The following is a 26,398-nucleotide window of genomic DNA, read 5'->3' as shown; positions in this document are numbered from 1 at the left end:
CGTAGCCGGGGGCGGGCACCTCGCTGGTCAGGCCGGTCGGACCCGGACACAGCGGGCACTGGTCGGCGGGCGGCTTGTAGGTGCGGTCCTGGCGCAGCGCCGCGATGATCACCCACTGTCCCGTTGACCGGTCGAACCGCAGCTGCGACTGGTTCGGGTCGCGCCCCGGCAACGGCCTGCGATCTTCGACCGGCGCCGGGCGATGCCCGGGCAACGCGAAGAACAGCAGGTCACGGCCATCGGCCAGCTTTGCCCGCGTAGGCATTGTCACGACGTCGAAGACTAGCTTGGCCGCCGCGACGCAGTTCGGGTAACCATGTGGTGTCCAGCAGCGAAGGGGGGTCACCCGATAACTGTTCTCTACGAAAGGGCCCGGACTGTTGCGGCTGCGGATGGCGACCCGGACGACGGCCGCGCTCGGCTGTTCCCTGCTGATCTGACCGCTGTGCCCGCGCTTCGCCAGATCGAGCGGGCCGTCGTGACCCCGGCGATCAACGCCGGCGCGCGCGACGGCGTGAAGGTGCCCAGCGCGGCGGCGGGCTGAGCATCGGGCTCAGCGTCGACGCCGAACTCGACACCACCAGCTAGCACAAAGCCCGTCAAGGTCGCCTCAAGGAAACGGGAAACCCCGTCAACACGAGTTCCACGGTGGATCGAACCACCGGCTCAACCCGGCGACACGCCCAACATCAACCTGAAAGCACGATCGACGGGCCCTCAGCTGATCACCGACAATGTTCCGTCGGGGTCGGTGACGTAGACGTCGCCGGTGATGGGGCTCACTGCCACCTGCCCGGGGTTGCCGGCGGGGAGTGAGATGGTGGTGACGGCGGGGTTGATGACGGCCACCGCGGGCAAGCCGTTGTAGTCGTAGCTGACGTAGACGTCGCCGGCGTAGGTACCGGTGGGGCTGACCGCCACACCCGTTGGGGTGTAGTTGAGGGTCATAGGGGTGGCGGCGTAGGTGGTGGGGTCGATCACCGTCACCGTGCTGTTGAGGCTGTTGGTGACGTAGACGTCGCCGCCGGTGACGGGGCTGACCGCCACTTCCGGTAAACCGCCTGCTGGGCCGATGGGGATGTTGTTGATGATGGGGTTGTTCGCAGGGTTGATGACCGACAGCGTGGCGCCGCTGGCGCCGCTGACGCCGTCGGCGTTGGTGACGTAGACGTAGCCGGTGGGGCTTACCGCCACGCTGTACGGGCCGTTGCCGACCGCGATGTTGGTGGGCATCAAGGTGTTGGAGGGGCTGATCACCGACACCGCGTTGTAGCCAAAGTCGGCGACGTAGACGTCGCCGGCGTTGGGGGTGCCGGCAGGGGCGACCGCCACCCCGTCCGGGGCGGCTTGGTACCCGACGTTGATGTTGTTGTGGACAATGTTGGTGGTGGGGTCGATCCACGACACCGTGCCGCCAGTCTGGTCGCCGGCGCCGGAGAGGTTGGCGACGTAGATGTCGCCGGCGTTGGGGGTGCCGGCAGGGGCGACCGCCACCCCTCGCGGGTTAACTTGGACCTGGTACTGGTTGATGAGGTTGTTGTTGGAGTCGAACACCAACACCTGGCCGGGACCGCCGTTGGTGCCGTCGACGGAGACGTAGATGTCGCCGGCGTTGGGGGTGCCGGCAGGGGCGACCGCCACCCCCTCTGGGTGGTAGCCGAGGGGGATGGTTTTGGTGAGGCTTTGGCCCCCGCCGCCGCTGCCGGTGCCGCCTTGACCGCCCTGGCCGCCGGCGCCGCCGTTACCTCCGGTGGTGCCGGTGGGTGCAGAGCCTTGGTTGCCCGCGCTGCCGGCGGTGCCGGCGCCGCCGCTTGCGCCGCCTTGGCCGCCTTGGCCGCCGCCGCCGCCGCTACCGCCGTTGCTGCCGGTGCCGCCTTGGCCGCCCTGGCCGCCGGTGCCGCCTTGGCCGCCTTGGCCGGCTTGGCCGGACGTGTTGGACCCGCCGGTGCCGCCGATGCCGCCGCCACCGCCGGTGCCGCCCTGCCCGCCCGCACCCTGGTGGCCGCCGGTCCCGCCGGCCGCCCCGCCGGTGCCGCCGGTGCCGCCGCTGCCACCGAGGGCGCCTTGGCCGCCCTGGCCGCCGCCGGTGTTGCCGGTGTTGCCGGTGCTGCCCGCCCCGCCGCCGCCGCCGGTGCCGCCCTGGCCGCCGGTGCCGCCGCTGCCGGCGCTCCCGGTCGCCGCGGTGCCACCGAAGCCGGTGCCCCCGACCCCGCCGCCGCCGCCGGTACCCCCGGTGCCCCCGGTGCCGCCCTGACCGCCGGCCACCCCCGGGTTGGCGCTGTTATCGATGCCCTGCCCGCCCTGACCGCCGATGCCGCCGCCACCGCCGGTGCCGCCCTGCCCGCCGGCACCCTGGTGGCCGCCGGTCCCGCCGGCCGCCCCGCCGACACCACCCTGGCCGCCGCCGCCGCCGAGAGCGCCTTGCCCGCCCTGGCCGCCCCCGGCCGCGCCGGAGCTGCCCTCCCCGCCGCCGCCTCCGGTGCCGCCCTGACCGCCGGTGCCGCCGCTGCCGGCGCTCCCCGTGGCCGCGGTGCCACCGAAGCCGGTGCCCCCGACCCCGCCGCCGCCGCCGGTACCCCCGGTGCCCCCGGGGCCGCCCTGACCGCCGGCCACCCCCGGGTTGGCGCTGTTGTCGATGCCCGTGCCGCCCTGGCCGCCGGTGCCACCCTGGCCGCCGGTGCCACCCTGCCCGCCGACACCCTGATGGCCGCCGGTCCCGGCGCCGGCCGCCCCGCCGACACCACCCTGGCCGCCGTTCCCGCCGCCGGCGCCGTTAGTGCCCTGTCCGCCTCCGGCCGCGCCTTGGCTACCCTGCGCGCCCTGACCGCCGGTGCCACCCTGCCCGCCAGCACCACCCGATCCACCGAAAAGCGCCAAGTCGGCCCCGCCGGTCCCCCCGGTGCCGCCGGTGCCGCCGAGCACCCCGGTCGCCCCGGTACCCCCGGTGCCGCCCTGGCCACCGGCCCCGCCGCTACCGCTCAGCAGTCCGCCGGTCCCGCCAACCCCGCCGTGCCCGCCGGTGCCCCCGGCAGTGGCGGCCGCACCGCCCTGCCCACCGATCCCGCCGTTGCCGAACAGCCCCGCCGCACCACCGGCCCCGCCGGCCTGCCCGAGCCCACCGGCCGCGCCGTTACCACCGTTGCCGAAAAGCCACCCGCCAGCACCGCCGTTGCCCCCCGGCATCGTCGCGTTGGCGCCGTTGCCGAACACCGGGCGCCCCGTCAGGAGCTGCCAGGGCGAAAACCATTGAACGCCCGAAGCCGCCTGCTCCAAGGCTTGCAATGGCGAGGCGTTAGCGGCCTCGGCGGCCACATACGCGCCCCCCGCGCCGTTCAAAGCCTGCACGAACTCGGTATGGAACGCCGCCGCCTGCGCGCTGAGCGCCTGAAACTGCTGGCCATGACTGGAAAACAGCGACGCGATCGCCGCCGACACTTCATCCTCGGCCGCGGCGATCACCCCGGTAATCGGGGCCGCGGCCACCGAAGTGGCCGCCCTCAGCGATGATCCGATGCCCGCCACATCCGCTGCGGCCGCCGCCAGCATGTCTGGTGCTGCGATTACATACATCATGGCGGTACTCCTATCAGGCCATTTCTTGACCGTCGGAGATATGACTTTGGTATGGATTAGACCATTAGTATGCATCGCGAGCAATAACCAGATCTTTGGTTTTCGTTAGCCTTGGCGACAACCTCAACGCGGCCTGCGGCCGTGGCGAAGGGACTGGTCCTCGCGTGGGGTGCTGGGTGGCGCGGCTGGCATCTCCATCCAAGAAGTTGCCGCTGCAGGAGCGAGCGGAGCTACGCCGCATAGCGCCATTCGGTGGAACGAGCAACCGCCCGGTTGAGGCGGGTTCGGCGACGGTGGCTGCCAGAAGCTACGCGGCCCGGCCCCAAGGCCAAGCTCGCAAGACGCCCCTATAGCCCGGGCAAACACGCAGGGAAGTAGCAGGGCTGATTCGGGCCCTGAGCTTTCCTTACCAGATCGAGCAGCCTGACGACCGCCAGCCCCAGCATCCCTTCCACCTCCGGCCGTTGATCCGGAGGGAGATTTTGGACGTCTCTGTCGACGGTGGGGAGAAATTGCTGTAGCCCCGCCAACCGCTGCTGTCGCTGCGCCGGGGTGAGACTGTCCCAGCTGTCGTCCAGATCGGAGATCTGCCGCAGCAGATCTTGCACCTCCGACTTGGGGTCGCCCTGAGGGGCGGCCGGCGGCTGCTGCGGGTAGAAGTGACTCAGCGCGGGTTGCACCGCAACCTCGGCCTGCGCGGGACTCGCTGTCACCACCGCGCCGGCCAACAGGCCGGCCGCAACCATCGCCGTGATTCTCATGGCGCTGAATCTCACTGTGATGGCGCGCATTTCGTGCTCCTCCGCCGGGAAATGGTTTGTCCGCGCTAGGGAGCGAACACGCAGATGAATCCGAGGGCCTGCATGCATTCCTCCCGGGTGTGGAAGATGGGAGGCGGTGGCGGCGGAGGAGGTCCCTCGACGATATTGTCGGGGCAACCACCGTAATACCCCGGAGGACACTGCTCGTGGTACACGTGACAGACGCTCAGGTCCCACCCCGTAGCCTGCAACCCCGGCCAGACGTAATCGCCTGGGCACCAGCGCATCCCGGGGCCTTTGTAGCACCCCGATCTTGTCGAACAGTGGTCCCCGTCGGCGTGCGCGGTGGCCGCGGCCAGCCCCACCCCGACCATCGCGACACCGCCCGAAAGCAGGACGCCGGCAATGGCCCGCTTCAAAGGGTGAGTGGTGTTCATGTTGTGTAGGTTGCCGCACACCGCTTGCCGGATTTTCGTCAAATCCTTGCGAGATTCTTGCGTTCGTTCGACATCGGCGCGGCTAGCATCTCCCTAACATCAGTCCAAGGAGCGATCCCATGACGACTCCGAACCTCCCACCCGGGTTCGACTTCACCGATCCCGATATCTATGCCCACCGGCTACCGGTGCAAGAGTTGGCGGAGCTGCGCCGAACGGCGCCGATCTGGTGGAACGAGCAACCACTCGATCAAGGCGGTTTCGGCGACGGGGGGTACTGGGTGGTGACCAAACACCGCGACGTCCGCGAGGCATCGCTGCGCACCGACGTCTTCTCGTCGGCCGCCAAGTCCGTCGTGCCGCGCTACCGGGAGGATCAGGCGGCGGGCCAGATCGAGGCCGGCCGGACATCGATGATCATGATGGACGATCCCGAACACAACAGGCTGCGCAAGATCGTCTCGCGTGCCTTCACGCCACGTGCGGTTGAGCGGCTGCGCGCTGATCTGAGTGACCGTGCGCAGCGCATCGCTGCCGAAGCCGCGGCAGCGGGGTCGGGCGACTTTGTCCGCCAGGTGGCTTGCGAGCTGCCGCTGCAGGCGATCGCCGGTCTGCTCGGGGTGCCGCTGGAGGACTATGACAAGCTTTTCGACTGGTCCAACCAGATGATCGGCAGCGACGACCCAGAATTCGCCGAGCACGACGCGCTGACCTCGGCCGGCGAATTGATGTGGTATGCCATGCAATTGGCGGCGCGCAAGGCCGAGGATCCGGGTGACGACATCGTCACGGCGCTGGTCAAAGCCGACGCCGAGGGCCAACGGCTGTCCGACGCCGAGTTCGGCATGTTCGTGGTCACGCTGGGCATCGCCGGCAACGAGACGACCCGCAACTCGATCACGCAGGGCATGATGGCCTTCGCCGAGTACCCGGACCAGTGGGAGCTGTTCAAGGCGCAGCGGCCGAAGACCGCGGCCGACGAGATCATCCGGTGGGCAACCCCGATCACCGCGTTTCAGCGCACCGCCGCAGCGGACGCCGAGCTCGGCGGAGTGCGGATCGGCAAGGGCCAGCGGGTCGTGCTGTTCTACCGGTCCGCCAACTTCGACGAAGAGGTCTTCGACGACCCATACTCATTCAACGTCCTGCGCAGCCCCAACCCACACCTCGCATTCGGCGGCACCGGCGCGCACTACTGCATCGGTGCCAACCTGGCGCGCATGACGATCGATCTGATGTTCAACGCGATGGCCGACCACATGCCCGAGCTGACCCCCGCGGGAGATCCCGAGCGGCTGCGGTCACCGTTTATTAACGGCATCAAGCACTGGCAGGTGAACTACCAGGGCGGGTGCCCCGTCGCCCGTTAGCCCGTTTGGTGGCACGGCGCCGAGCGGCACAATCGCAGTATGCGAATCGCCCTCAGCGGTGCCGGCGTGGCCGGAGCGGCGCTTGCCCATTGGCTTTATCGCACCGGCCACACTCCGACGGTGATTGAGCAGGCGCCTAAATTCCGCACCGGCGGCTACATGATCGACTTCTGGGGCGTCGGCTACCAAGTCGCCAAACGCATGGGCATAGAGGACCCGATCCGCGTCGCCGGGTACCAGATTGAATGGCTCCGCTCCGTTGGCTCAAGCGGCGACATCAAAGCGGACGTCGACGTCGACGTCTTTCGCCGCATGATCGGTGACGATTTCACCAGCCTGCCCCGCAGCGACCTGGCCGCCGCGATCTACGCGACCATCGAAGACAAGGTCGAAACCATCTTCGGCGACAGCATCGCCAACGTCGACGAGCACAGTGACGGTGTTCGGCTCCGCTTCGAGAAGGGCGCGCCGCGCGATTTCGACCTGGTCATCGGCGCCGACGGATTGCACTCCAACGTGCGTCGTCTCGTCTTCGGGCCGGAGGAGGACTTCGAGCACTACTTGGGCTGCAGGGTAGCGGCCTGCGTGGTGGACGGCTACCGTCCGCGCGACGAGCTGGTCTACGTCACCTACAGCACCCCGGGCCGGCAGCTGGCGCGTTTCGCGCTGCGCGGCGACCGCACGATGTTCTTGTTCATCTTCCGGGCCGAGCACGGGAGCGCCGCTGTCGCGCCAAAAGATCAGCTGCGCAACGAGTTCGGCGATGTCGGCTGGGAAGGCCGGGAAATCCTGGCGGCGCTCGACCACGTCGACGACCTGTACTTCGACGTCGTCAGCCAGATCCGCATGGATCGCTGGTCGCGTGGCCGGGTGCTGCTGATCGGTGATGCGGCCGGGTGCATTTCGTTGCTCGGCGGCGAGGGCACCGGCCTGGCGATCACCGAGGCCTACGTGTTGGCCGGCGAGCTCGCGCGCGGCCGCGGCGACTTCCGCCGCGCCTTCGATGCCTACGAGGCGCGCCTGCGTCCGTTCATCAAGACCAAGCAAACCGGTGCGGTGCGCTATATCCCATTTTTCGCGACGAGGACCCGTTTCGGCCTGTGGTTTCGCAACGTGGCGATGCGCACGATGAATTTTGGGCCGCTGGCAACACTTTTCGCGGGCAGCGTACGCGACGACTTCGAGCTGCCCGACTACGGCATATAGCTATCCTGCCAGCGTCTGCGTCGCTGCCGGCAATGGGACGTCCCTGATCGCATTGACGCGGATTCGCGCGCCGCGCTGCGGTACCAGGATGACGTGCTTGAGCTTCTGCCGTTCGTCGGCCGCCGTAGTGGTGCTCAATTCCACCCGGCGCAATATTTCCCGCAACACCACGCGGATCTCGACCATGGCGAAGCCGGCGCCCAGGCAGCGACGGTTGCCGCCGCCGAACGGGAACCACGTGGTGGGGCCCAGGGTGGCGCCGAGCATCCGATCCGGGTCGAATCGGTCCGGGTCCCGATAGACCGTCGGGCTGGCGTGCACCAGCCCCATTCCCGGGACCACCATGACCCCGGTGGGCAGCCGATAGCCGGCCAACTCGACCGGTTCGGTGAGTCGCCGGCCCACGTCGAACACAACCGGACGGATCCGCAACGTCTCCTTCGCCAGCGCGTCGAGATACTCGTCGCCGTTCGGGTCGCCCGCCGCACTTGATTCGGCGGCCTGCACCGCCTTGGTGAGCACGGCCGGGTGGCGGGTCAGACGCTCCAACGCCCAGGCCAGCCCCGTCGCGGTGGTGTCGTGGCCGGCCACCAGCAGCGTCATGAGCTGATCACGCAGTTCGCGGTCGGTCATGGTACGTCCGTGCTCATCGGTGGCTTGGACCAGCATGGCCAACACGTCGGTGCGCGCGGCCAGGTCGGGATCGGCGCGACGGTCGGCGATTTCGGCGTAGAGCAAGTCGTCGGCTTCTGCGATTCGCCGACGCAGCCCTCGCCACGGCCAGCGCTGCAGCAGCTCCGGTTTGGCCAGTGCCAGCGTCTCCCAGGGACCCACGTTGAGCAGGCGCGGCATGACCTTACGCAGCGCGTCGAGCCGGGCCGGGTCGGTGGCGCCGATGACCGTTCGCAGAATCACTTCGAGGGTGATCTCCGACATCTTGGGCGCCACCGCGAAGCTCTTGCCCACCGGCCACCCGGCGATGTTCGCCGCGGCGATCTCGGCCATCATCCCGGCTTGGTGCGCGACGGCGTCGCGATGGAATGGCGGCAGCATCAGGCGGCGCCGGTCACGATGCACGTCTTCATCGATCACCAACAGAGAGCTGTCTCCGAGCAGCCCGCTCAACATCTGGTTCGCCTCGCCGGCGTGAAAGACCCGCGGGTCGCCGGCGAACACGGTTTTGATATCGGCGGGATCGGCCAGATACACCATGGTGCCGATCGCCGCGATGCGCAGCGTGAAGACACTGCCATAGCGACGCTCACAGGCCGCCACGAAGCGCGGTCCATAGCCCACCGCCAATGCGGCCTGCACCGACCGGGGAAGCCGGGGTCCAGGTGGAAGTGTGGCGGACGAATTATTGCCCATGCATACAATTCTACGACCGATGTCCAGGGCAGGGCAGCAACGCAGCCGAGGGGCCGACTAAAGGCAATACATATTTGCTTTTATGTATGGCGACTGGGACAGTCGGCGCCCCAATCCGCGGCGTCGCGAAGCAGTCCAGGAAAACCACTAGTAGAGCGATGATCGGTCGATGTCGAAGGTTCAGTCTGGCAGCCGAGATCGTTGACAGCGACCTGCGGTGGCCATACATTGTGTCGAAGTCGTCCGCGAACCCGAGCCTCGTGGAACCGCACTGCACCGGCGGGAGACCATCATGACCGTAGGCGCTACTGCCGCAAGCGTTTTCGATGCCGACCTACCGACGCTGGTCTACGACGCCGAGGAAACTCCCGCCGAGATCTATCCCCGCCTTCAGGCAGCGCAACGACAGGCCTCCATCGCGATGGGGCCGTTCGGGCCCGAAGTGCTCTCCTACCACCTCGTCCGCTCCGTTCTTCGGGACACCCGATTCCAGATTCCGCCCGGCATAAATCTGCTCGCCCAGGGCGTCACTTCGGGCCCGTTGTGGGACAAGATGGTCAACAGCCTGTTGTGCCTCGAGGGAGACGCGCACCATCGGCTCCGCAGCCTGACGTCCAAGGCATTCACGCCTCGAGCGACCCTGCGCCTGCACGACACCATGGTCGAGGTGATGAACGAGATAGTCGATCGGGTCGCCGACTCGGGCCACTGTGACGTCGTCACCGACATCGCACGCCCCTACCCGGTCCCGATCATCTGCGCGCTGCTCGGCGCACCCCGCGAGGACTGGCAACAGTTCTCGTTGTGGGCGGACGACGTCTTCAAAGCCTTCAGCTTCAGCGTCGACATCCGCGAAGTAGAACCCGGCGTCATGCGTGCGTGGGGTGAGCTCGACGACTACGTCGACGACATGGTCGCCCGGCGCCGGCACAGCCTGACCGACGACCTGCTTTCCGACCTGATCCGCGCCGAGGATGACGGCGATCGCCTCAACACCGCCGAACTGCGCATGCTCGCCGGAGGCCTGCTGCTGGCGGGGACGGACACCACCCGCAACCAAGTGGCCGCCTCGGTGCATGTCCTGTGCGAGCACCCGGAGCAGTGGGAGCTGCTCAGGGAGCACCCCGAGTTGGCGATGCCCGCCGTCGAGGAAACCATGCGGCATTCGCCGATCGCGTGCGGCACCCTTCGACTCGTGATCGAGGATGCCGAACTGGAGGGCTACACGTTTCCCGCCGGCACCATGGTCCTGGTGAATACCGCTGCGGCCAACCGTGATCCCGCGGTGTACGACGACCCCGATCGCGTCGACATAACTCGTGCGGGGGCACCGCCGATATTGACCTTTGGCGGCGGCGTCCACTACTGCCTGGGCGCAAACCTGGCCAGGCGCGAGATTGCCGAAGCGCTGAACGTCCTCACCCATCGGATGCGCAACCCGCGTGTGGCCGGACCGGTGCCATGGAAGTCGATGGTCAGCCTGAGCGGGCCAAAGAGTCTGCCCATCGAGTTCGACACGGACCGGTAGCCCCGGCGTATCGTCCGAACGATGAACGCGCGCACGACACCTGAGGGCGCGGTGCTGGTGTCGGCGGAGAACTTCACCCGGGCCGAAAGCGATTTTTATTTCAGCAACGTCGTCAAGGATGGCGGGTTCGGGAAGTTCAACCACATCCGGGAACTCACGCCCATGGACAAGCAGCTGGTAATCCGCTCGAACCGCGACACACTGTATTCGGCGGGCGTCTTCGACCTCGACGCCGGGCCCGTCACGATCTCGCTGCCCGACGCCCGCGGTCGATTCATGTCCATGCAGGTGATCACCGAAGACCATTACGTGCCCGCGGTGTTCTACGGGCAGGGCGAACGTACCCTGACCCGCGGCGACATAGGCACGCGATATGTGATGGTGGCCGTCCGCACGCTGGTCGATCCCAACGACGACGCCGACCTCGCGAAGGTCCACGCACTACAGGACGCCGTCGCGGTGCAACAGGACAGCCCCGGCAGTTTCGACATTCCGAATTGGGACCCCGTCAGTCACAAGTCGGTGCGGGACGCGCTCCTCCAACTCGCGGCCACGTTGTCCGACTCCAAGAGGATGTTCGGCACCAAGAACGACACCGACGCGGTCCGACATCTGCTCGGGTCAGCCGCAGCGTGGGGCGGCAATCCCGAAAAGGACGCCATGTATTTCAGCTTCAGTCGGGCCGGCAATGACGGCGCGACCGCGTATCGGCTCGTTGTGGATCAGGTGCCGGTCGATGGGTTCTGGTCGGTCACCGTCTACAACAAAGACGGATACTTCACACCGAACCAGCGAAACGCCTATTCGCTCAACAACCTCACCGCCCAACGCGCCGCCGACGGCAAGATCATCATCCAGTTCGGCGGCTGCGAAGACGCGACGGCCAACTGCCTGCCGATCACGCCGGGGTGGAATTACCTGGTCCGGCTCTATCGACCGCAAGCCAAGATCCTCAACGGCGAGTGGACATTCCCTGAAGCCGAACAGGTTTCGTGATCGAACAACTCACACGGCAGACGCGCGGGCAAGGTGGCACCGCAATCAGCCAGACGACTCGCGCGAGCCGAAACTGTCTACGACCGTGACCAAAGTGTTCATGCGTCGTTCGCAGGCCGAGCGTGCCCGGCCGGGACGGTCTATGAGCGCGCCGAGGTCCTTCAGACCGTCTGTCGTGGCGACCAGAACAGCAGCAAGATCGTCGGCGTCGCCGGCCAGCTAGCGCTGATTGTTGGCTTGTGTCGGGCATGAACACACGGCCGCTTCCCAGTCCGCCAACACTTTCCGCCGGACCACGCTGCCAGTGTCAGGTGATCCCCGGGTGATCTGACAACCAGGGATGGGCCGATTCCAGTTGAGAGGCAACACGGATGAGGACGTCCTCCCGGCCGTAGGCGGCGGCGAGCTGAATGCCAATCGGCAAGCCCTCGGCATTCCGGTGCAGGGGCAGGCTGATCGCCGGCTGCCCACTCAAGTTGAAGGGCGGCGTGAACGCGGCGAACTGCCCGGCGCGGCGCATCGGTGCGGTTGGATGCTCGGGATTGTTCTCGAATTCCGTCAGTGGTAGCGGCGGTTCGGCCAACGTTGGCGTGAGTAGCAGGTCCCAGCCGTCCGCCCACCACTGCTGCAGCGCACGCCGGAAGGCCCAGCCCGCCGCCTGCGCCGCGGCGTAGTCGACGGCGGTCAACCGCTGGGCTTGCTGGGCGAGCACCCAGTTCACCGGCTCAATGTCGTCCGCGGTCATTTCGCGTCCGAGCGTCTCGCTGAACCCGCGCACTGCCATCGCCATCTGCGTCGCCCACAGCGCCATGAACTTCTGGGGCAACGTGACATCGGCGAGGCACGCCGGCCACGCCGGCTCGACGATGTGCCCAAGCCCCTCCAAAATCGACGCGGCGACGCGCACCGCCGAGACGCAGTCTTGATGCAGGAAGTCCCGGCGCGGATGGACGTCGAGCAGCCCGATGCGCAACCGACCGGGGTCGGCGCCGACCTCCTCGACGTACGGCCGCCGAGGCGCCGGTGCGATCACGGTGTCACCGACACCGGGACCGCGCACCGCGTCGAGCAGCCCCGCCGTGTCGCGCACCGTGCGGCTAACGCACAGTTCGACCCCAAGTCCCGCCTCGGCGCGCGCCGGGCCGACCGTGATCCGCCCCTGGCTCGGCTTGAGTCCCACCAGCCCGCAGCACGACGCCGGGATGCGGATGCTCCCGCCCCCGTCCGAAGCGTTAGCGAAAGGGACCATCCCGGCGGCCACTGCTGCGGCCGCGCCGCCACTCGACCCGCCCGGCGTGCGGTCCAGCGCCCACGGGTTGCGGGTCGCCCCCCAAGCAATCGGCTGTGCGGTCGGAAGGCTGCCCATCTCGGAGCTATTCGTCCGTCCGGCGATGACCAGCCCGGCCGCCTTGAACCGGGCCACCAGCGTGGTATCGGCGGCGTCGATCTTGCCCGCCCCTTTAAGCGCCGCATTGCCGTTCGAAAGGGTCTGACCGGCGAAACTCGTATACAGGTCCTTGAGCAAAAATGGGATGCCGCGGAACGGTCCGTCGGGCAGGTTCGGATCGGCGGCCACGGACCGGGCGTGATCGAACCACTCGATAACCACAGCGTTCAACCACGGGTTCGACTGTTCGATCCGCTCGATCGCGGCCTCCAGCAGCTCGCTCGGCGCGACCTCGCCCTTGGCCACCAGCGCAGCCTGGTCTGTGGCGTCCATCCAGCGTGTCTGATCGGCAAGACCACTCATGTGTCTCGGTCTACCACCGTCGAGAGACCACAAGCGTGACGCGCGGCCTGTTGGCAGTTGGACACGTGAGGTCAGTCTCAGCTTCGCATAAACACCGCCGTACCCGAGTCGCGGTTGCACCGAGCCGCCTCTACGCTCGTTGGTTGCACGAACTTTAACGGGGGTTTTGTTGATGAATGGGGCTAAGGGGGGAACTGTGTCCAAATACAGACTTGCCCTGGTGGTGTCCACCGTCTGCCTCGTCGTCGCATCCTGTTCGGAAACCGTGGGTCCGCCCGCGGCCACACCGACCACCTCGACTTCAAGCTCGACAACCACCACCAGCAGCACGGCTCCGGCGCCGCCTCCGGTAACGGGTCCGTTGGAAAAAGACTGGAAAAGCTATGGCGGAACGGCGTACTTCGGTTGTCCCGATAAATTTTCACTCAACGATTCGGCACTCGAGGAAATCCGCCCCAAGGTATTCGATACGAAGACAGGACAATACGTAGCACCGGCAATCCCCGCGGTCCCCGCCGGCGAGAAGCTGACCGGTGGCATGTGTGCGCTGACCGGCACGGCGGACGACATGAAGGTCGTCTACGTGGTGACGACCGTCAAACCGGCGCAAGCGTCAGAACCCGAAGTCACCAAGGCGACCGCATATGCGTTCGACCTCAAGACGAACCAGCCACTGGCGACAAAAGAACTGCAGGCACCCACCCCTGACCTGAATCTGACCGCAGCGAACGAATGGGGGCTGGCCGCGACCGCGTCGGGGGTGGCGTGGGTAAACGCCTTCACCGACGGGCACAGCACCGCGTCGCCGCCTCGCACCGTCATCCTTTCCCCTACCGATCTGTCCATGATGTGGAACGACCCGCAGCCGGGCCGCGTTTGGCAGGACGTCCTTTCATTTCAACGCAACACCGACGCAAGCAAGACGTCGGGAGCGGAGTTGCGCCGGCCGAGCGGCGAAGCGATATACCAAGACAACGACATCTGGACCGTCGATGCCGAATTATCCGACGGCCCCGACAAACTGGTGAAGATCACGCACGGGGATTCGTACAACCCACCGGTCGTGTCGACGATGTTCTACGATCTGAACGCAAAGTCCATCATCAAGATCGGCGACTCGGACAGGATTTCCGGCGGCGGATTGGCCGCAACTCTGTCGGAAGGAAAATTGTTCGTTGATGGGCGCGATTCGGATAACTCGCAGTTCGGGTTCGGGGTGTGGAACCTGCGGACGCAGCATTGGGATTTGCTCAAGACCCGGGATGACGCGCAGAAAATGTCGATTTCCAAATTGGCATTCTTCGAAGACCACCTCTACGTCACCAACGTCGGCAACACCTTTGCCGTGATCGCCTTGCCCGCTACCGATCCGGTTTCGACAACCTGGTCCGTGCGGCCCTTTGCGCGGATATCGGGCTGGACGCTGGTATGCCGCGGTGAGAATGCCGCGGCGTTGAACGGAGACTGCAAGGACATCGTGATGGTCCAAGATCAGGACGGCCGCTTTCCCGGCCCCTGGTTCTGAAGCTTTAAGCGCTCACATCCAGCCGAGGGCTTGCGGGGCCATATAGAGCCCGAAACCCATGACGACAAGACATAGGGCGCGGGTGATGTGTTTGCGTAGCCCGCGCATGCGCCACTGCTCGGGCAGCGCTTTGGCCTCCAACGCGAGCAGCAGGCCGAGGACGATGGGTAGCAGCAGGGCGTTCATGACTTCGACGTCCACCGCCAGGTTGACCAAATCGACGCTGGCCAAGACCAGCGCGGCGCCGACGATGTGGGCAAGCGCATAGGTGATGTAGAACTTGGCGGTGGCACGGTTGGGCCGCTCGTTGAGGGTATGCCGCCACCCGAAGACCTCGGAGAGTCCCCACGCGCCGGCGAGGGAGGCGACGATAGCGGCGACCAGCGCCGCGCCGAGCATCCCCAGGCCGAACAACACGGTACCGCCGACGTGGCCCAGGTACGGGGTGAGCGCCTGCGAGATCTGGCCGACGGTATCCAGCGTCGCCTCGCCGTTGTGTGTCCCGATCGTCGCGCCGACGGTGATTACCACCGCGATCATGATCAGTTGGGTCAGCACCGCGCCGACGGCGGTGTCGTGCCGCTCCTGCCGAATCGTGGCCACCGACAACTGCTTATCGACCACCGCGCCCTGCTGATAGAAGATCATCCAGGGCATGATGACTGCGCCGACGTTGGCCGCCACCAGCAGCAGATACGACGGGTTGCCCAACGGCATCGACGACAGGCCGTGCATAAGCGCTTTCGGGTCAGGCCGGGACATGACCATGGCGACCAGAAACGCCAGTTCGGCCGCGCCGACGGCAAGACCGATGCGCTCAACCCGCCGATAGCTGCCGGTCAAGGCCAGCGCCAACAACGCCGCGGTCGCGACCGGTACGCTCACCCAGCGCGAGACCCCGAAAAGCTCACCAACCCCGGCGACACCGGCGAACTCGGTCAGCAGTGCTCCGATCGCCGACGCGAACAGTGTGAACGCCGAAACCCACGCCCAGCCGCGGCCGAACCGTTCTCTGATCAGCGCGCCGTGTCCCCGTTTGGTGACGATGCCCAACCGCACGGTCATTTCCTGTACGACATAGAGGATCGGCATCAAGATCAGCTGGGGCAGCACCATCCGATAGCCCCACTGAGCGCCGGACTGCGACGCCGTGATCAGCGACCCCGCGTCGGTGTCGGCCAACATCACCACAAGGCCGGGACCCCACACGGTCAGCAGTCCCCACCGCAACCACCGACGACGGCGGGACAACAAATCCGAGGATTGGTCGAACGCGTCCGCCACTCGTGCGGTTGTATCGGTCACCCTTGACCAACTCCTTCGTACGATGGCGTCTCGCGCCACCGGGCCCGCACACAACTAGCTGACAACAAACGACAATAAACTAAGCCTCGCCTAACCAGCGATTGTTTCGGGCCTCCGGCAAACCTCAATAGGGCCTAGTGCCACCCGGCAAGAGGACCAACGTCCCAGCGAGCCACGTCACAAGCTGTTTGCTGCCAGAAACATCATTGCCAGAAGTGTGATTGTTCCTCTCCGATACGGAGAGTACGTTCTAAAAGTATGCAAACGGTGCGTAGTTTTTGCCGCGTCTGCACCTCCGTCTGCGGGATCCTCGTCGACGTCGACGGGGACGAGGTGATCCGGGTCCGTGGCGATCAGGACCATCCGTTCTCGCACGGTTACACCTGCGCGAAGGGTCGCGCGCTGCCGCTGCTGCACCACCACCCGGACCGTCTTGAACATCCGCGGATGCGGGTGGACGGACGGCTGCAGGACGCCACGTGGGAAGCCTGTCTCGACGATCTGGGCACGCGACTGAAGGACATCATCGACCGGCACGGGCCCGAGTCGGTCGCCTTTTACTTCAGCACCATGGAGAGCGCCGGATTCCGGATGGCCGAAGCCTTACACGCGGCGATCGGCACCCCGGCAAAGTTCAGCCCACTGACCATCGACGGCACCGCCAAACCGTTGGTCTCGGATCTGGTGGGTGGATTCATGGGGCTGTCCGGCCGAACGGACCTCGACAACGCCGACTTTCTGATGCTGGTCGGCGTCAACCCGGTGGTCTCGCATGGCCACGCGATCTCGATGCCCAACCCGACGGGCACGGTGCGCGACATCGCCAGGCGCGGGCAGGTGTGGGTGATCGACCCGCGGCGCACGGAGACCGCGCGACTGGCCACCGGCCATCTGGCGCCGCGTCCCAGTACCGACCACGCGGTGCTGGCCTATCTGGTTCGCGAGATTCTGAGCGACGGCATGAAGACGGATGTGCCGGTTCAGGGCATCGACGCGCTGGCGGCCGCCGTCGAGCCGTTCACGTTAGGGCACACCGCGAGGCTCGCCGATGTGACCGACACCGAGCTGGCGCGGCTGTGCGCGGCGGTGCGCGCCGCCAAGTGCGTCGCGATCGAAACCGGGACCGGCGTCACCATGACGGCCGACCGGGCCAATGTCACCCAGTGGCTGGCGTGGGTGCTGATGATCCTCACCGGCGCGATGAACCGTCCCGGCGGGACGTGGTTCCATCCCGGATTCGCCTATCAGCTGGAGGCTTTCGGCGACCTGCTGCCGATCACACCGATCGAGGGATCGTTCGGTCCCGGCCCACGCAGCCGCCCGAAGGCGCAGGCGTTCATCAACGAGTGGCCGTGTGCCGTGCTGCCCGACGAAATCGAGGCGGGGAACATCCGCGCCCTGATCAACGTCGGCGGCAGCTTGGTCACCAGCTTCCCCGAGACGGGCAAGCTGATCCCGGCCCTGCAGAACCTCGAAGTGTTCGCCACCACCGAGATCATCAACAACGAGACCACGGAGTTGGCCACCCATGTGTTACCGACCAAGGATCCGCTGGAGCGGCCCGACATCACGATTCACGACATTTTGAGTTCCCGGGTGTCCGTGCAGTACAGCCCGGCCGTCGTGGAGCCGGTCGGCGAGCGGCGGTCGATGTGGTGGGTCTTTGCCGAGATCGGCCGGCGGCTCGGTTATGAGCTCGGCAGTCTCGGGGACCCAAAGACCAGCACCGACGACGACGTGCTCGCCGTTCTGTTGGCCGGCGCCCGGACCAAATACGACGAGGTGGCGGCCACGGGTTGGGCGGAGGTCCCCCGCGAGCTACCGGCGAAATGGGTTGAGGAGCATATCGAGCGGGTGGGCGGCTGGCGGCTGGCGCCGCCGCTGCTCGTCGATCAACTCGCCGCTCTTCAGCCCCCCGCGCCCCTGGTGATGGTGCCGCGCCGGCAGCGCAAGAAGCTGAATGGACAGCTCGATTTTTTGGGTGAAGCCCCCGAAATCCTCATCCATCCCGACGATGGCGCCGTCGCGGGCGTGGTGAGCGGCCAAAAGGTAACCGTCCGCAGCGCCAACGGGCAACTGACCGGCATTGCGAAAGTCGACGATTCGATCCGGCGCGGGGCGGTGTCGATACCGCACGGCCACCACGTGGCCAACGTCAATCGCCTGACCAACAAGGACGACATCGATGTCGTCACGGGCATGGTGCGCTATTCCGGCATACCCGTGAGCCTGCACCCGGCGTGACTCGGTCGTCGGGATTCAACGCTCCACCCACGGCTAGTGGTGGCCGCCACCGCCGATCTCGCCGCCGCCACCGCCGCTAGAGCCGCCACTGCTGATCTCGCCGCCCCCGCCACCGCTGGAGGCGCCTCCGCTGATCTCGCTACCCCCCACCGCCGCTGGAGCCGCCGCTGCTGGAGCCGCCGATGCTGCCGCCGCCGATCTCGCCGCCGCTGTGGCCGCCAACGCCAGCGCCACCTTCATTGCCGCCACCGCCCGAGGGGTGACCGCCGACGTCGTCGCCAGGACCGCCGCCAGTGCCGCTTTCACCGCCGCGGACCGGCGGAATGTCCGGGGCCGGTGGAGATTCGTGGCCCGGCGTGCCCGGGACCGGGGGAGATTCGTGGCCCGGCATGTCCTGGGGCCGTGGAGCATCGGGCGGTGGCAAGTGGATCGGGGGTTGAGGCTCGGGAACGTGAGCCGGCGGCTGTGGTACCGGGACGTGAACCGGCGGGTGCGACACCGGCACGTGCGTCGGGGGCTGAGACACCGGTGGCGGTGCCGGGGCGTGCGCCGGCGGTTGGGGCGCGGGAAGGTTGAGCGGAGGCGGCGGCGAATCGGGAGCCGGCGCGTGGGCCACTGCCGCGGGATCCGGCACGCCCGGAAGAGGGACCACCACCGGCACTGGCACCGACGGAGCCCCGGAAATCGGCGCAGCGGGCGGCGGTCCCACCGGAGCGGGCGGGTTCAACGGATGCGGCGCCGCCACCGCGCCCGACTGGGAAATAGATCTGGGTTGCGGCCCGGACGATTTAGCCGACGGCGCGGGTGCCTGCCCGGTTGGGACGATGAGGTCGTGGCCGGGGCTGGGACGCAAAGTGACTCCCGGGCGGATACCAAGCGCCAGTGCAACTTCCATCGCCACCACCGCACTAATGGCGACAACAGCAGACGCGGTGCCTAACAGCAGGACCGGCCTGCGCCGCTGCTCGCTCGCGTCCGTGCCGCCGTCCTCAGCGGTATCCATGACCTCGGTGAGAGCGTCGGCCTCCTCGTCTGGCACCGCGCTGTAGGCGAGCTCCTCATCACCCGGCTCGCCGCCGGAAGGAACATCAGAAACATAGAAGTGACCGGGAGCCACCGCATCGAGGTCCACCTCGCCGGTGCCGGGATTCTGCGCGTAGGCCAGCGCTGCGGTGGACGAGGCGAACAGGGGTGCATTGGCAGAAGCCAGCGCCGCGCCGCGGGCCAGCGCGGTCTCCGGCTCCTCGGGCGCGGTCACCAAAAGCGAGGTGGCCGTCTGCAACTGCGGTGTGATCGGGGCAATGTCGACGCCTGAGCCGACGACGAACAAGCCCTCCGGGCAGGTTTCCCGCGACTCGAGGCGGGCGATCATCTCGGTGACTTCCGCCGCGTCGTCCACCGTGTTCAGCGGCTCTTTGCGCAAATCCGTGATTGAACCCTCGGCAACGTCAACGACGGCCAAAGTCGCGCACGCGGGCTCGATGAAAAGCATTGCGATGCGGTCATATTCACTTGCCCGCCCTGCAGTCTGCGCCAGTGCCGCGGCGGCCAAGAAAGGCGAGATCAGCGTGACGTCCTCGACCTCGCGCGCGGCCAACGCTCCTCGCAACGCGGCCACCTCCAGCTGATCGGTCCAGGTCACGCCAATCGAGCGCACCTGGTCGCCGCCCTCGTCCACCCCTTCGCGCGCATCCAGAATCGCCGTGAGCATCTGATCGGCCGCGGTCGTCGAATTGCCCGATTCGACGGTGACGCCGTCGGCGTTTTCACCTTCCAACAGCACCATGCGGATCGTTGAGGGTGATATGGACGCCCCGAGCACAATGTCCATTGCTCCTCCAAAGGTTGCTACCGAGAACGGCCTGGACGGAGGAGAGCGCCGCGCGGGCCGACTGATAAAGAAAGATGCTCGCCGCGAAAACTTGGCAGCGCTGTAGCCCTAGCTAGGTGGAGGGTATGAAGCGTTGGGCGCTGCCGTTGCGGCTCATTATTGGCGGCACAGTTCGTGGAAACCCATCGCGACGCTCGCCGGTTCGGGTTGTGGTGAAACTGCTGGTTTTCCGGAGGGCCGGATCTTAAAATATTGGCTGACTGTCGACTCGATGATGACCGGGTGGTCACGGGTCGTCGTTGCGGGAGGCTCGGAATGGCGTTGGTGGTCATTCAGCCGGGCATACCGACAGCAGCCGGCAATATGTCGGGAATCGGTTCGGCGATCAGTATGACGACTGCGGCCGCGGCGGCTGGCGCCGCCACCCGCGGTGGCGATCGCCTGAGAAAGGCCGGCCGAGAAACCCCACTGTGAAGGGAGGTGACTCGGGCTTGCTAAACACGCAGGTTCTCGACACGGGCTACCAAAACATTGGCAGAAACGACTCGGGGGGCTTCAACAAGGTTGATAACCAGTCGGGTTTCTTCCATTAGCCCCTTATCGTTGCTGGCCGAGTGGTATTCCGACCGGGAGGCAAGCGATGGGACACAAGGCAACAGTGGAACTCGTGCTCGACTGTCAAGAGCCAAAGAGGCTCGCTAAGTTCTGGCGCGAGGCGCTCGACTATCGCGACCACTACACGGACGCGACTCTGGCCGTGCTCGTTCCCAAAGAAGGGATCGCTTCACCCCTTCTTCTTCAAGGGGTACCCGAACCCAAGGTGGGCAAGAACCGGATGCACGTCGACATTGTGGTCGACGACGTCGAGGCCGAGGTCCACCGGCTGCAGGCACTCGGCGCTCGTCACATCGACGAAGGCGTGCAGAGCTTTGGGGGAACCCAATGGGTGAGAATGTCGGACCCCGAGCAGAATGAGTTCTGCGTCTCCACCGGCGTCGAGTGGTAAGGTTTGATACCAGACCCTATGTTGCGGCAACGGTTTTCGCGCTCGTTGTTGGTGGTTGGAGGACGTGGGAGACTTCGCGGTCGCGGGGCGGGTGTGTCCAATCTCCGGAGAATCCCGCCCGGGCGATTCGCTACACCGTCTCGTCGGTGCCGCTGGAACCCGCGGAGCCGTTGCCGTTCGGGCCCGTACCGGCAGCCCCACCCGCCCCGGCAGTGGTTATCGCCCCTGCGATCGCGTAAGCGTTGCCGCCGGTGCCCCCATTTCCGCCGACGCCGAAGGTCCCGAGCAATCCGCCGTTAGCCGAGGCGCCGCCGGCTCCGCCAGCCCCGCCGATGGCTGCGCCCCCGGAGTAGTCGAAGGCAGCGCCGCCGTTGCCGCCTATGCCGCCATTGCCGGCGTCGCCGGTGCCCACGCCGCCGGTTCCACCGACCCCGCCCTCGCCGCCGGTAGCGGTACCCATCGTACCGAAGGGAAAGCTCCCCATGATCGCATCGCCACCGTTGCCGCCCGCACCGCCGGACGCGGCCAGGCCGGTGCCGTTACCGCCATTGCCACCGTTCCCGCCGGTGATGGAGAACCCGTATCCGTCGGCGAAGGCGCTCCCCCCGTTGCCGCCAGCGCCGCCGCCGAGGTCGCCGTTCCCACCGATTCCGCCGTTACCGCCGCTATAGTCGCCACTTCCGCCGTTCCCTCCGGCACCGCCGATACCAACCGTGCTGGCCCCGCCAGCACCGCCGTCGCCCGGTGTACCGAAAATCCCGATACTGCCGCCGTTCCCGCCGGCACCGCCGTTACCCACGTTCGCGGCGCCACCGACACCACCGGCCCCACCATTACCGAACAAGAACCCGCCGTTACCGCCGTTACCGCCGGCACCGCCGCCGAGAAGCCCATTGGCCCCGCCGGCGCCGCCAGCCCCACCGTTACCGATAAGCAGCGCGTCCCCGCCGTTCCCGCCGGCCGCGCCGGCCGCACCGGCGGCTCCGGCACCGCCGCTACCAAAGAAACCGGCGTTACCCCCGCTGCCGCCGTTAACCCCGTTTCCGCCGTTGCCCCACAACCATCCGCCGTTGTAACCATTAGGGTGCGCCGCTGTCCCGTTAGCGCCGTTACCGATCATTCCACCCGTCAATTCGATAAAGTTACCCTGTTGAAGTACGCCGCCTATCTCGTTGATCTGGATTCCCACGTCCGTCAAGTTATTTCCGATGATCGGATCAGTGCCGCTGGGTGCGTCGTTGCCGAGCAAGTTGATCCCAGTTAGGGCAATACCGCCCTGCTGATTGACGGCCAGGCCCGTGGCACCCGTGGAGCCGATGCCGCCCAACCCGGTTCCGCCGAGTCCGCCGACTCCGCCGAGGACCGTGCCCCCATTCAGGTAGCTCGTGAAAACGGACGCAAAGAGATTGTTGACAAGGTTATTGCTCTCGTAGGCCTCAACGTAAAAGGGATGGATAAAGTTGTAGCCACCCAAGAACGCGTTCCCGCCGTTGCCGCCGTTCCCACCGAAGCCGGTGGTGCCGTTTCCGCCGGTCCCACCGGTGCCGCCGGTTTCGCCGGTTAAGGGTAAAAGGCCTCCCAGATCGTTGTTGAACACTGCGCCGCCGGTGCCGCCGTTACCGCCGTTGACGCCGTTGCCGCCGTTGCCGCCGTTGCCGGCGAGGAAGACGCCAGCCCCGCCGGCACCGCCGCTGCCGCCGGTGCCAACTGTGCTAGCGCCGCCGTTACCGCCGTTCCCGGGATGTGCCATGAAGTCGGTTGGGCCGCCGAGGTTGATTAAGCCGGCGTCGCCGCCGTTACCGCCGTTACCGCCGTTACCGGAGGAACTCGCAGCCGCCCCGCCATCCCCGCCGGCTGCGCCGACACCGACCAAGAACCCACCGGCCCCGCCGTTCCCGCCGTTCCCGCCGTTCAACCCAGCCTGGCCGATCCCACCGATCCCACCCAGACCACCGTTACCCAAGATGGAAGCGTTGCCGCCGTTCCCGCCGTTCGCGCCGGCCCCGCCGGACCCGCCAGCGCCGCCGTTACCGAGAAACCCGGCATTACCCCCGTTACCGCCGGGAACGCCGGGGGTGGTCGAGTTCCAACCGTTGCCACCGTTACCCACCAAGAGCCCGCCGTTTCCGCCATTCGGGCTGGTCGCGGTCCCGTCGGCGCCGTTGCCGATTAGCGGAGCCCCGAAAAGCAGCTGGGCGGGCGTATTGACCGCACTCAGCACCTGCTCCTGCGCGGCCCGCAACGGTGAAACGTTGGTCGCCTCTGCAGCCGCATACGAACTCCCCGCCCCAGCCAACAACTGCGCGAAATCGCTGTGAAACAGCGCAGCCTGCGAGCTCAACGCCTGAAATTCCGCACCGAAATCGGAAAACACCGACGCGACCGCCGCCGACACCTCATCACCTGCCGCAGCAGCCAGCGACGTCGTCGAGGCCGCCGCCACGGTATGAGCCGCGTTAATCGACGAGCCCAAACCCGACAGATCCGCCGCCACGGCAGCCAACGCAGCCGGCTCCGCGATCACAGATGCCATCGTTGACCTCCAACAAAGATCCCGGCGCTTCTACACCGCCGCACCACCGTCGTCGTGGCCCACCAAGGCGACCTAGAACCGAAATCCCTCACTCTCCGCCTCCGGACGTCGGCGCCGCCAAACCACTTGATCGACGTCCCGTTACCCATAACCGGCGCAAGCTAAACCCGCTCAAAGCCCGCTGGCACCATCTGAGGCAGTACCGCCCATCAAACTGATGGCCAGGCCGAGCGCTCAACGCCCGGAACTGCGCCGCCGCCGCCGAGTTTGCTGCACGGATCGATGAAGCGATCCGTGCAGCATCAGCCGCCCCCGCGGCCAACACTTCCGGCGAAGCGTTCGGATGCGACATCGCTGCCTCCCACGCGGCCAACCAATTGGACCGCCAGCTATGTTTAGCAGAACTTTACATACTAATAGCAGCACATTTACCCGGCAACAAACTCTGTAGTCTCATGGCAAACTAGCTCAAAACACGGGTGCCGACCAGGTGCCACCTCGAGAAGCTGTTCGCCGGGCCGTTCACTTTTCACGCCGATGCGGCAGCGCCCCCGGCTTTACGACGCGCCCCGGACACCGCCCGGCGACTCCGGGGGCCGTCAAGTCATTGCTGGTGGCAGGTACAGGATTCGAACCTGTGAAGCTTTCGCGACGGATTTACAGTCCGCAGGACGCATGTTCACGAGATTTCGACAGATGTGGTGAAGTCCACTGACCTGCCCTAATGGTGTCAGGGCATGTCACCGGATGCCTGCGTGTTGCCGCCGAGTTGTGACAACGCCGTGACAAGGTGCGGCCGGATTTCGGCCACCGTTGCCCCTCACAGTGCTCGGCGTGCAGCCAGTCATATTGCGAGCGACGCGCCACGCGCGGGCGAGTAGCCGGAGTTCGCCGACGATAGTCTCAATGTCGAGCATGCGCGGAGGTTCGCCGATTTCCTCGTACCGCACCCGCGCCCGCCGCGCACTGCTCGCCAAAGACCGCACCACCGACTAAACCCCGGCCCAGGGCTTGGCTTTCCGTGGCGCCTCAGCACCATCGGCGCGTCGAGTGGTTAAAGGGTGTCGAACAACTGGGTTCGGTCGAGGCGGCGAGACGGATCCACCAAAGCCCCGCGGTCAAGACCTGGGCGAAGGACCTGCTTCAACCCGTGTCAGCCGTGTGGTCCGTCTTGGCCGGACATCCCACCTTGGCCGAACGGCCCGGCCAACCCGGGTTTACCACCGGTCCCACCGGGCCCGCCCTGCGTGGGCGGAGTGCCAGCCCCACCGGCGCCACCGGCCTTCTCCCTACGCATTGTGAGCCTCTGACAAGGGTGTAGTACTCGCACATTCTTCGACATGGAGTTGGCTGCCCCCTAATACGACGCGAGGGCCGCGGGCGACGAGATCGGGCCCGCCCGCGAGGAGAGCAGGGGCGGCCCGATCAACTACTCAGACGCGGACTAGACGGTATGGAGGCTGACTCGAGGCCGAAGGCCTCGGGCTGCAATCGGACGTGGGTTGCCGGTGGCGGGTGAAGACTCGCTCCGGTAGAGCCACAGTTGCAGATCAGGAGGCCTCCGGTGAGTTTCAACGGTACGAGTGTCGGGTTGGATGTGCATGCGCTTTCGGTGGTTGCGCATGCCGTCGATGAGAAAACAGGCCACGTTGAGCGGGCGCGGCTGTGTCCCGATCACGGCGAAATTCTCGACTGGTTGCACCGGCTGCGAGGACCGGTGCGGGTGGCCTATGAGGCTGGCCCCACGGGGTTCGGTTTGGCTCGTGCGTTGACCGGAGCCCAGATCGAGTGCCTGGTCGCTGCGCCGTCGAAGTTGATCCGGCCGCCCGGGGATCGGGTCAAGACCGATCGCCGGGACGCCGCGCATCTGACCAAGCTGCGGCGCTTGGGTGAGATCACCGCGGTGACGGTCCCTGACCGGGAAGTGGAAGCGGCCCGCGATCTGGTGCGGGCTCGCGAGGACGCCCGCGCGGATCTGATGCGGGCGCGTCATCGACTGTCCAAACTGCTGCTACGCCAGGGGCGGGTGTATTCGGGCGGACATGCATGGAATGGCGTACACGAGACCTGGTTACGACGTCAGCGTTTCGACGACCCGCACACCGCGGCCGCCTTCGATCATCACTTCGATGCCGTCCTAAACGCTACGGCGGCTCGGGATCGCCTCGATGAGCAGATCGTCGAAGTCGGCGGCCTGCCCCGGTTCGCCGACATGGTTAACCGGCTCGGGTGTCTACGCGGCATCTCGGCGCTGACGGGGCTGGCGTTGACCGTGGAGATCGGCGACTGGACCCGGTTCACCGGCGCCTCGATCGGCGCCTACGTCGGCCTGGTCCCCACCGAGTACTCCTCGGGAGCATCTCGGGTACAGGGCTCCATCACCAAGGCCGGCAATGCCCACGTGCGCAGGCTGTTGATCGAAGCGGCCTGGCACCACCGGGCCTCCTACCGCAATCCCGGTCCGACAATGCGGGCCCGCTGGGCCAAAGTCGACCCCGCGCTCAAAGCACGTGGGCACGCCGGTAACCGGCGCCTGCACCAACAGTGGTGCCGCTTCAACGAGCGCAAGAAGCACCACGTCGTGGCCAACGTCGCGATCGCCCGCGAACTCGCCGGCTGGTGCTGGTCACTGGCCACTTTGGAGTGACACATCACAGCAGGACTTGATCGGTTTCAGCTACGACCCACGGCGAGGTAGGCGAACTGGACCTGCGTTACACCTATGAGCCACAACGAGATCCACCAAATCTCGGTGTGACGCCCGACCCTAGAGAGCAGCCACCGTTCGCGCCGAACCATCGTCTTGCGGTACCCAACCCGCGTATATCAGTTGTGTGGTCCCCTTCCGGGGACGCCCGCGCATGCGGGAAAATCGGGTGCGGTCGCTCGCCGAGGTCGATCATTCTTGGCGCTGGTGAGCCCGTATATCAGTTTGATCCGGGGAGCCGATGGTGGGGCTGCGCAT

General features: G+C 66.6%; 17 protein-coding genes, 1 tRNA gene and 1 pseudogene. 8 read left to right on the top strand and 11 right to left on the bottom strand.

Features of this window, described 5'->3' with window-relative positions:
- The 4 genes and pseudogenes from ACLP4W_RS01680 to ACLP4W_RS01665 form a co-directional block, all read right to left on the bottom strand.
- Positions 1-265 (bottom strand): annotated as a pseudogene (locus ACLP4W_RS01680) (galactose-1-phosphate uridylyltransferase); the annotation flags it as partial.
- Positions 266-717: 452 nt separating this feature from the next.
- A complete protein-coding gene (locus ACLP4W_RS01675) occupies positions 718-3,573 on the bottom strand; it encodes a PE domain-containing protein (protein WP_442383488.1) in 2,856 nt (951 codons plus the stop codon).
- A gap of 347 nt (positions 3,574-3,920) precedes the next feature.
- Positions 3,921-4,364 (bottom strand): hypothetical protein, encoded by a 444-nt coding sequence (locus ACLP4W_RS01670; protein ID WP_442383486.1) that lies wholly within the window; start codon positions 4,362-4,364, stop codon positions 3,921-3,923.
- A 35-nt stretch (positions 4,365-4,399) separates the two neighbouring features.
- Positions 4,400-4,771, bottom strand: coding sequence for a hypothetical protein (locus ACLP4W_RS01665; RefSeq protein WP_442383484.1), 372 nt, complete (start codon positions 4,769-4,771; stop codon positions 4,400-4,402).
- 119 nt (positions 4,772-4,890) lie between these two features.
- Between ACLP4W_RS01665 and ACLP4W_RS01660 the strand changes: the two genes are divergently transcribed.
- Both ACLP4W_RS01660 and ACLP4W_RS01655 read left to right on the top strand, forming a co-directional pair.
- The gene (locus ACLP4W_RS01660; protein ID WP_442383482.1) at positions 4,891-6,141 is read left to right on the top strand and encodes a cytochrome P450; all 1,251 of its coding nucleotides are present in this window, start codon (positions 4,891-4,893) and stop codon (positions 6,139-6,141) included.
- 39 nt (positions 6,142-6,180) lie between these two features.
- Entirely contained in the window at positions 6,181-7,347 is a 1,167-nt protein-coding gene (locus tag ACLP4W_RS01655; RefSeq protein ID WP_442383480.1) for an FAD-binding domain, read from the top strand.
- Here the strand turns inward: ACLP4W_RS01655 and ACLP4W_RS01650 are convergent, their stop codons facing one another.
- Complete coding sequence (locus tag ACLP4W_RS01650) at positions 7,348-8,715, bottom strand: cytochrome P450 (RefSeq protein ID WP_442383478.1); 1,368 nt, start codon at positions 8,713-8,715, stop codon at positions 7,348-7,350.
- A 292-nt stretch (positions 8,716-9,007) separates the two neighbouring features.
- Here ACLP4W_RS01650 and ACLP4W_RS01645 point away from each other — a divergent pair, with 292 nt between their 5' ends.
- Complete coding sequence (locus tag ACLP4W_RS01645) at positions 9,008-10,243, top strand: cytochrome P450 (protein ID WP_442383476.1); 1,236 nt, start codon at positions 9,008-9,010, stop codon at positions 10,241-10,243.
- A 21-nt stretch (positions 10,244-10,264) separates the two neighbouring features.
- Positions 10,265-11,239, top strand: a complete 975-nt coding sequence (locus ACLP4W_RS01640) for a DUF1254 domain-containing protein (protein WP_442383474.1) — start codon at positions 10,265-10,267, stop codon at positions 11,237-11,239.
- 307 nt (positions 11,240-11,546) lie between these two features.
- Here ACLP4W_RS01640 and ACLP4W_RS01635 read toward each other — a convergent pair whose 3' ends face one another.
- Entirely contained in the window at positions 11,547-12,959 is a 1,413-nt protein-coding gene (locus ACLP4W_RS01635; protein ID WP_442383472.1) for an amidase, read from the bottom strand.
- Positions 12,960-13,254: 295 nt separating this feature from the next.
- Here ACLP4W_RS01635 and ACLP4W_RS01630 point away from each other — a divergent pair, with 295 nt between their 5' ends.
- Positions 13,255-14,514, top strand: coding sequence for a hypothetical protein (locus ACLP4W_RS01630; RefSeq protein ID WP_442383490.1), 1,260 nt, complete (start codon positions 13,255-13,257; stop codon positions 14,512-14,514).
- A 12-nt stretch (positions 14,515-14,526) separates the two neighbouring features.
- On the opposite strand, the gene ACLP4W_RS01625 is transcribed toward ACLP4W_RS01630, so the two are convergent.
- On the bottom strand, positions 14,527-15,819 hold the full coding sequence (locus ACLP4W_RS01625; protein WP_442383471.1) for an NRAMP family divalent metal transporter: 1,293 nt from the start codon (positions 15,817-15,819) through the stop codon (positions 14,527-14,529).
- 258 nt (positions 15,820-16,077) lie between these two features.
- Between ACLP4W_RS01625 and ACLP4W_RS01620 the strand changes: the two genes are divergently transcribed.
- Positions 16,078-18,063, top strand: coding sequence for a molybdopterin-containing oxidoreductase family protein (locus tag ACLP4W_RS01620; protein WP_442383469.1), 1,986 nt, complete (start codon positions 16,078-16,080; stop codon positions 18,061-18,063).
- Positions 18,064-18,202: 139 nt separating this feature from the next.
- Here ACLP4W_RS01620 and ACLP4W_RS01615 read toward each other — a convergent pair whose 3' ends face one another.
- Positions 18,203-19,894, bottom strand: coding sequence for a DUF7159 family protein (locus ACLP4W_RS01615; RefSeq protein ID WP_442383467.1), 1,692 nt, complete (start codon positions 19,892-19,894; stop codon positions 18,203-18,205).
- Between the two features lie 640 nt (positions 19,895-20,534).
- Between ACLP4W_RS01615 and ACLP4W_RS01610 the strand changes: the two genes are divergently transcribed.
- Positions 20,535-20,900 (top strand): VOC family protein, encoded by a 366-nt coding sequence (locus tag ACLP4W_RS01610; protein WP_442383465.1) that lies wholly within the window; start codon positions 20,535-20,537, stop codon positions 20,898-20,900.
- Between the two features lie 130 nt (positions 20,901-21,030).
- On the opposite strand, the gene ACLP4W_RS01605 is transcribed toward ACLP4W_RS01610, so the two are convergent.
- The 3 genes from ACLP4W_RS01605 to ACLP4W_RS01595 all read right to left on the bottom strand — a co-directional run bounded on the left by ACLP4W_RS01605 (position 21,031) and on the right by ACLP4W_RS01595 (position 24,154).
- Positions 21,031-23,433 (bottom strand): PE family protein, encoded by a 2,403-nt coding sequence (locus tag ACLP4W_RS01605; RefSeq protein WP_442383463.1) that lies wholly within the window; start codon positions 23,431-23,433, stop codon positions 21,031-21,033.
- An 88-nt stretch (positions 23,434-23,521) separates the two neighbouring features.
- A complete protein-coding gene (locus tag ACLP4W_RS01600) occupies positions 23,522-23,785 on the bottom strand; it encodes a PE domain-containing protein (protein WP_442383461.1) in 264 nt (87 codons plus the stop codon).
- Between the two features lie 259 nt (positions 23,786-24,044).
- Positions 24,045-24,154: transfer RNA gene (locus ACLP4W_RS01595), tRNA-Tyr, on the bottom strand.
- Between the two features lie 843 nt (positions 24,155-24,997).
- Between ACLP4W_RS01595 and ACLP4W_RS01590 the strand changes: the two genes are divergently transcribed.
- Positions 24,998-26,080 (top strand): IS110 family transposase, encoded by a 1,083-nt coding sequence (locus tag ACLP4W_RS01590; protein WP_442383459.1) that lies wholly within the window; start codon positions 24,998-25,000, stop codon positions 26,078-26,080.
- Positions 26,081-26,398 lie beyond the last annotated feature (318 nt).

The organism is Mycobacterium sp., from assembly GCF_052145595.1.
Classification (GTDB): Bacteria; Actinomycetota; Actinomycetes; order Mycobacteriales; family Mycobacteriaceae; genus Mycobacterium.
This window is presented reverse-complemented; position numbering and strand designations above follow the sequence as displayed.

Excerpts from the sequence above, each read along its gene's own strand:
- ACLP4W_RS01675 (WP_442383488.1), bottom strand. The coding sequence starts at position 3,573 with ATGATGTATGTAATCGCAGCACCAGACATGCTGGCGGCGGCCGCAGCG.
- ACLP4W_RS01605 (WP_442383463.1), bottom strand. The coding sequence starts at position 23,433 with ATGGCATCTGTGATCGCGGAGCCGGCTGCGTTGGCTGCCGTGGCGGCG.
- ACLP4W_RS01600 (WP_442383461.1), bottom strand. The coding sequence starts at position 23,785 with ATGTCGCATCCGAACGCTTCGCCGGAAGTGTTGGCCGCGGGGGCGGCT.
- ACLP4W_RS01670 (WP_442383486.1), bottom strand. The coding sequence starts at position 4,364 with ATGCGCGCCATCACAGTGAGATTCAGCGCCATGAGAATCACGGCGATG.
- ACLP4W_RS01665 (WP_442383484.1), bottom strand. The coding sequence starts at position 4,771 with ATGAACACCACTCACCCTTTGAAGCGGGCCATTGCCGGCGTCCTGCTT.
- ACLP4W_RS01615 (WP_442383467.1), bottom strand. The coding sequence starts at position 19,894 with ATGGACATTGTGCTCGGGGCGTCCATATCACCCTCAACGATCCGCATG.
- ACLP4W_RS01620 (WP_442383469.1), top strand. The coding sequence starts at position 16,078 with ATGCAAACGGTGCGTAGTTTTTGCCGCGTCTGCACCTCCGTCTGCGGG.
- ACLP4W_RS01655 (WP_442383480.1), top strand. The coding sequence starts at position 6,181 with ATGCGAATCGCCCTCAGCGGTGCCGGCGTGGCCGGAGCGGCGCTTGCC.
- ACLP4W_RS01635 (WP_442383472.1), bottom strand. The coding sequence starts at position 12,959 with ATGGACGCCACAGACCAGGCTGCGCTGGTGGCCAAGGGCGAGGTCGCG.
- ACLP4W_RS01645 (WP_442383476.1), top strand. The coding sequence starts at position 9,008 with ATGACCGTAGGCGCTACTGCCGCAAGCGTTTTCGATGCCGACCTACCG.
- ACLP4W_RS01660 (WP_442383482.1), top strand. The coding sequence starts at position 4,891 with ATGACGACTCCGAACCTCCCACCCGGGTTCGACTTCACCGATCCCGAT.
- ACLP4W_RS01650 (WP_442383478.1), bottom strand. The coding sequence starts at position 8,715 with ATGGGCAATAATTCGTCCGCCACACTTCCACCTGGACCCCGGCTTCCC.
- ACLP4W_RS01640 (WP_442383474.1), top strand. The coding sequence starts at position 10,265 with ATGAACGCGCGCACGACACCTGAGGGCGCGGTGCTGGTGTCGGCGGAG.
- ACLP4W_RS01610 (WP_442383465.1), top strand. The coding sequence starts at position 20,535 with ATGGGACACAAGGCAACAGTGGAACTCGTGCTCGACTGTCAAGAGCCA.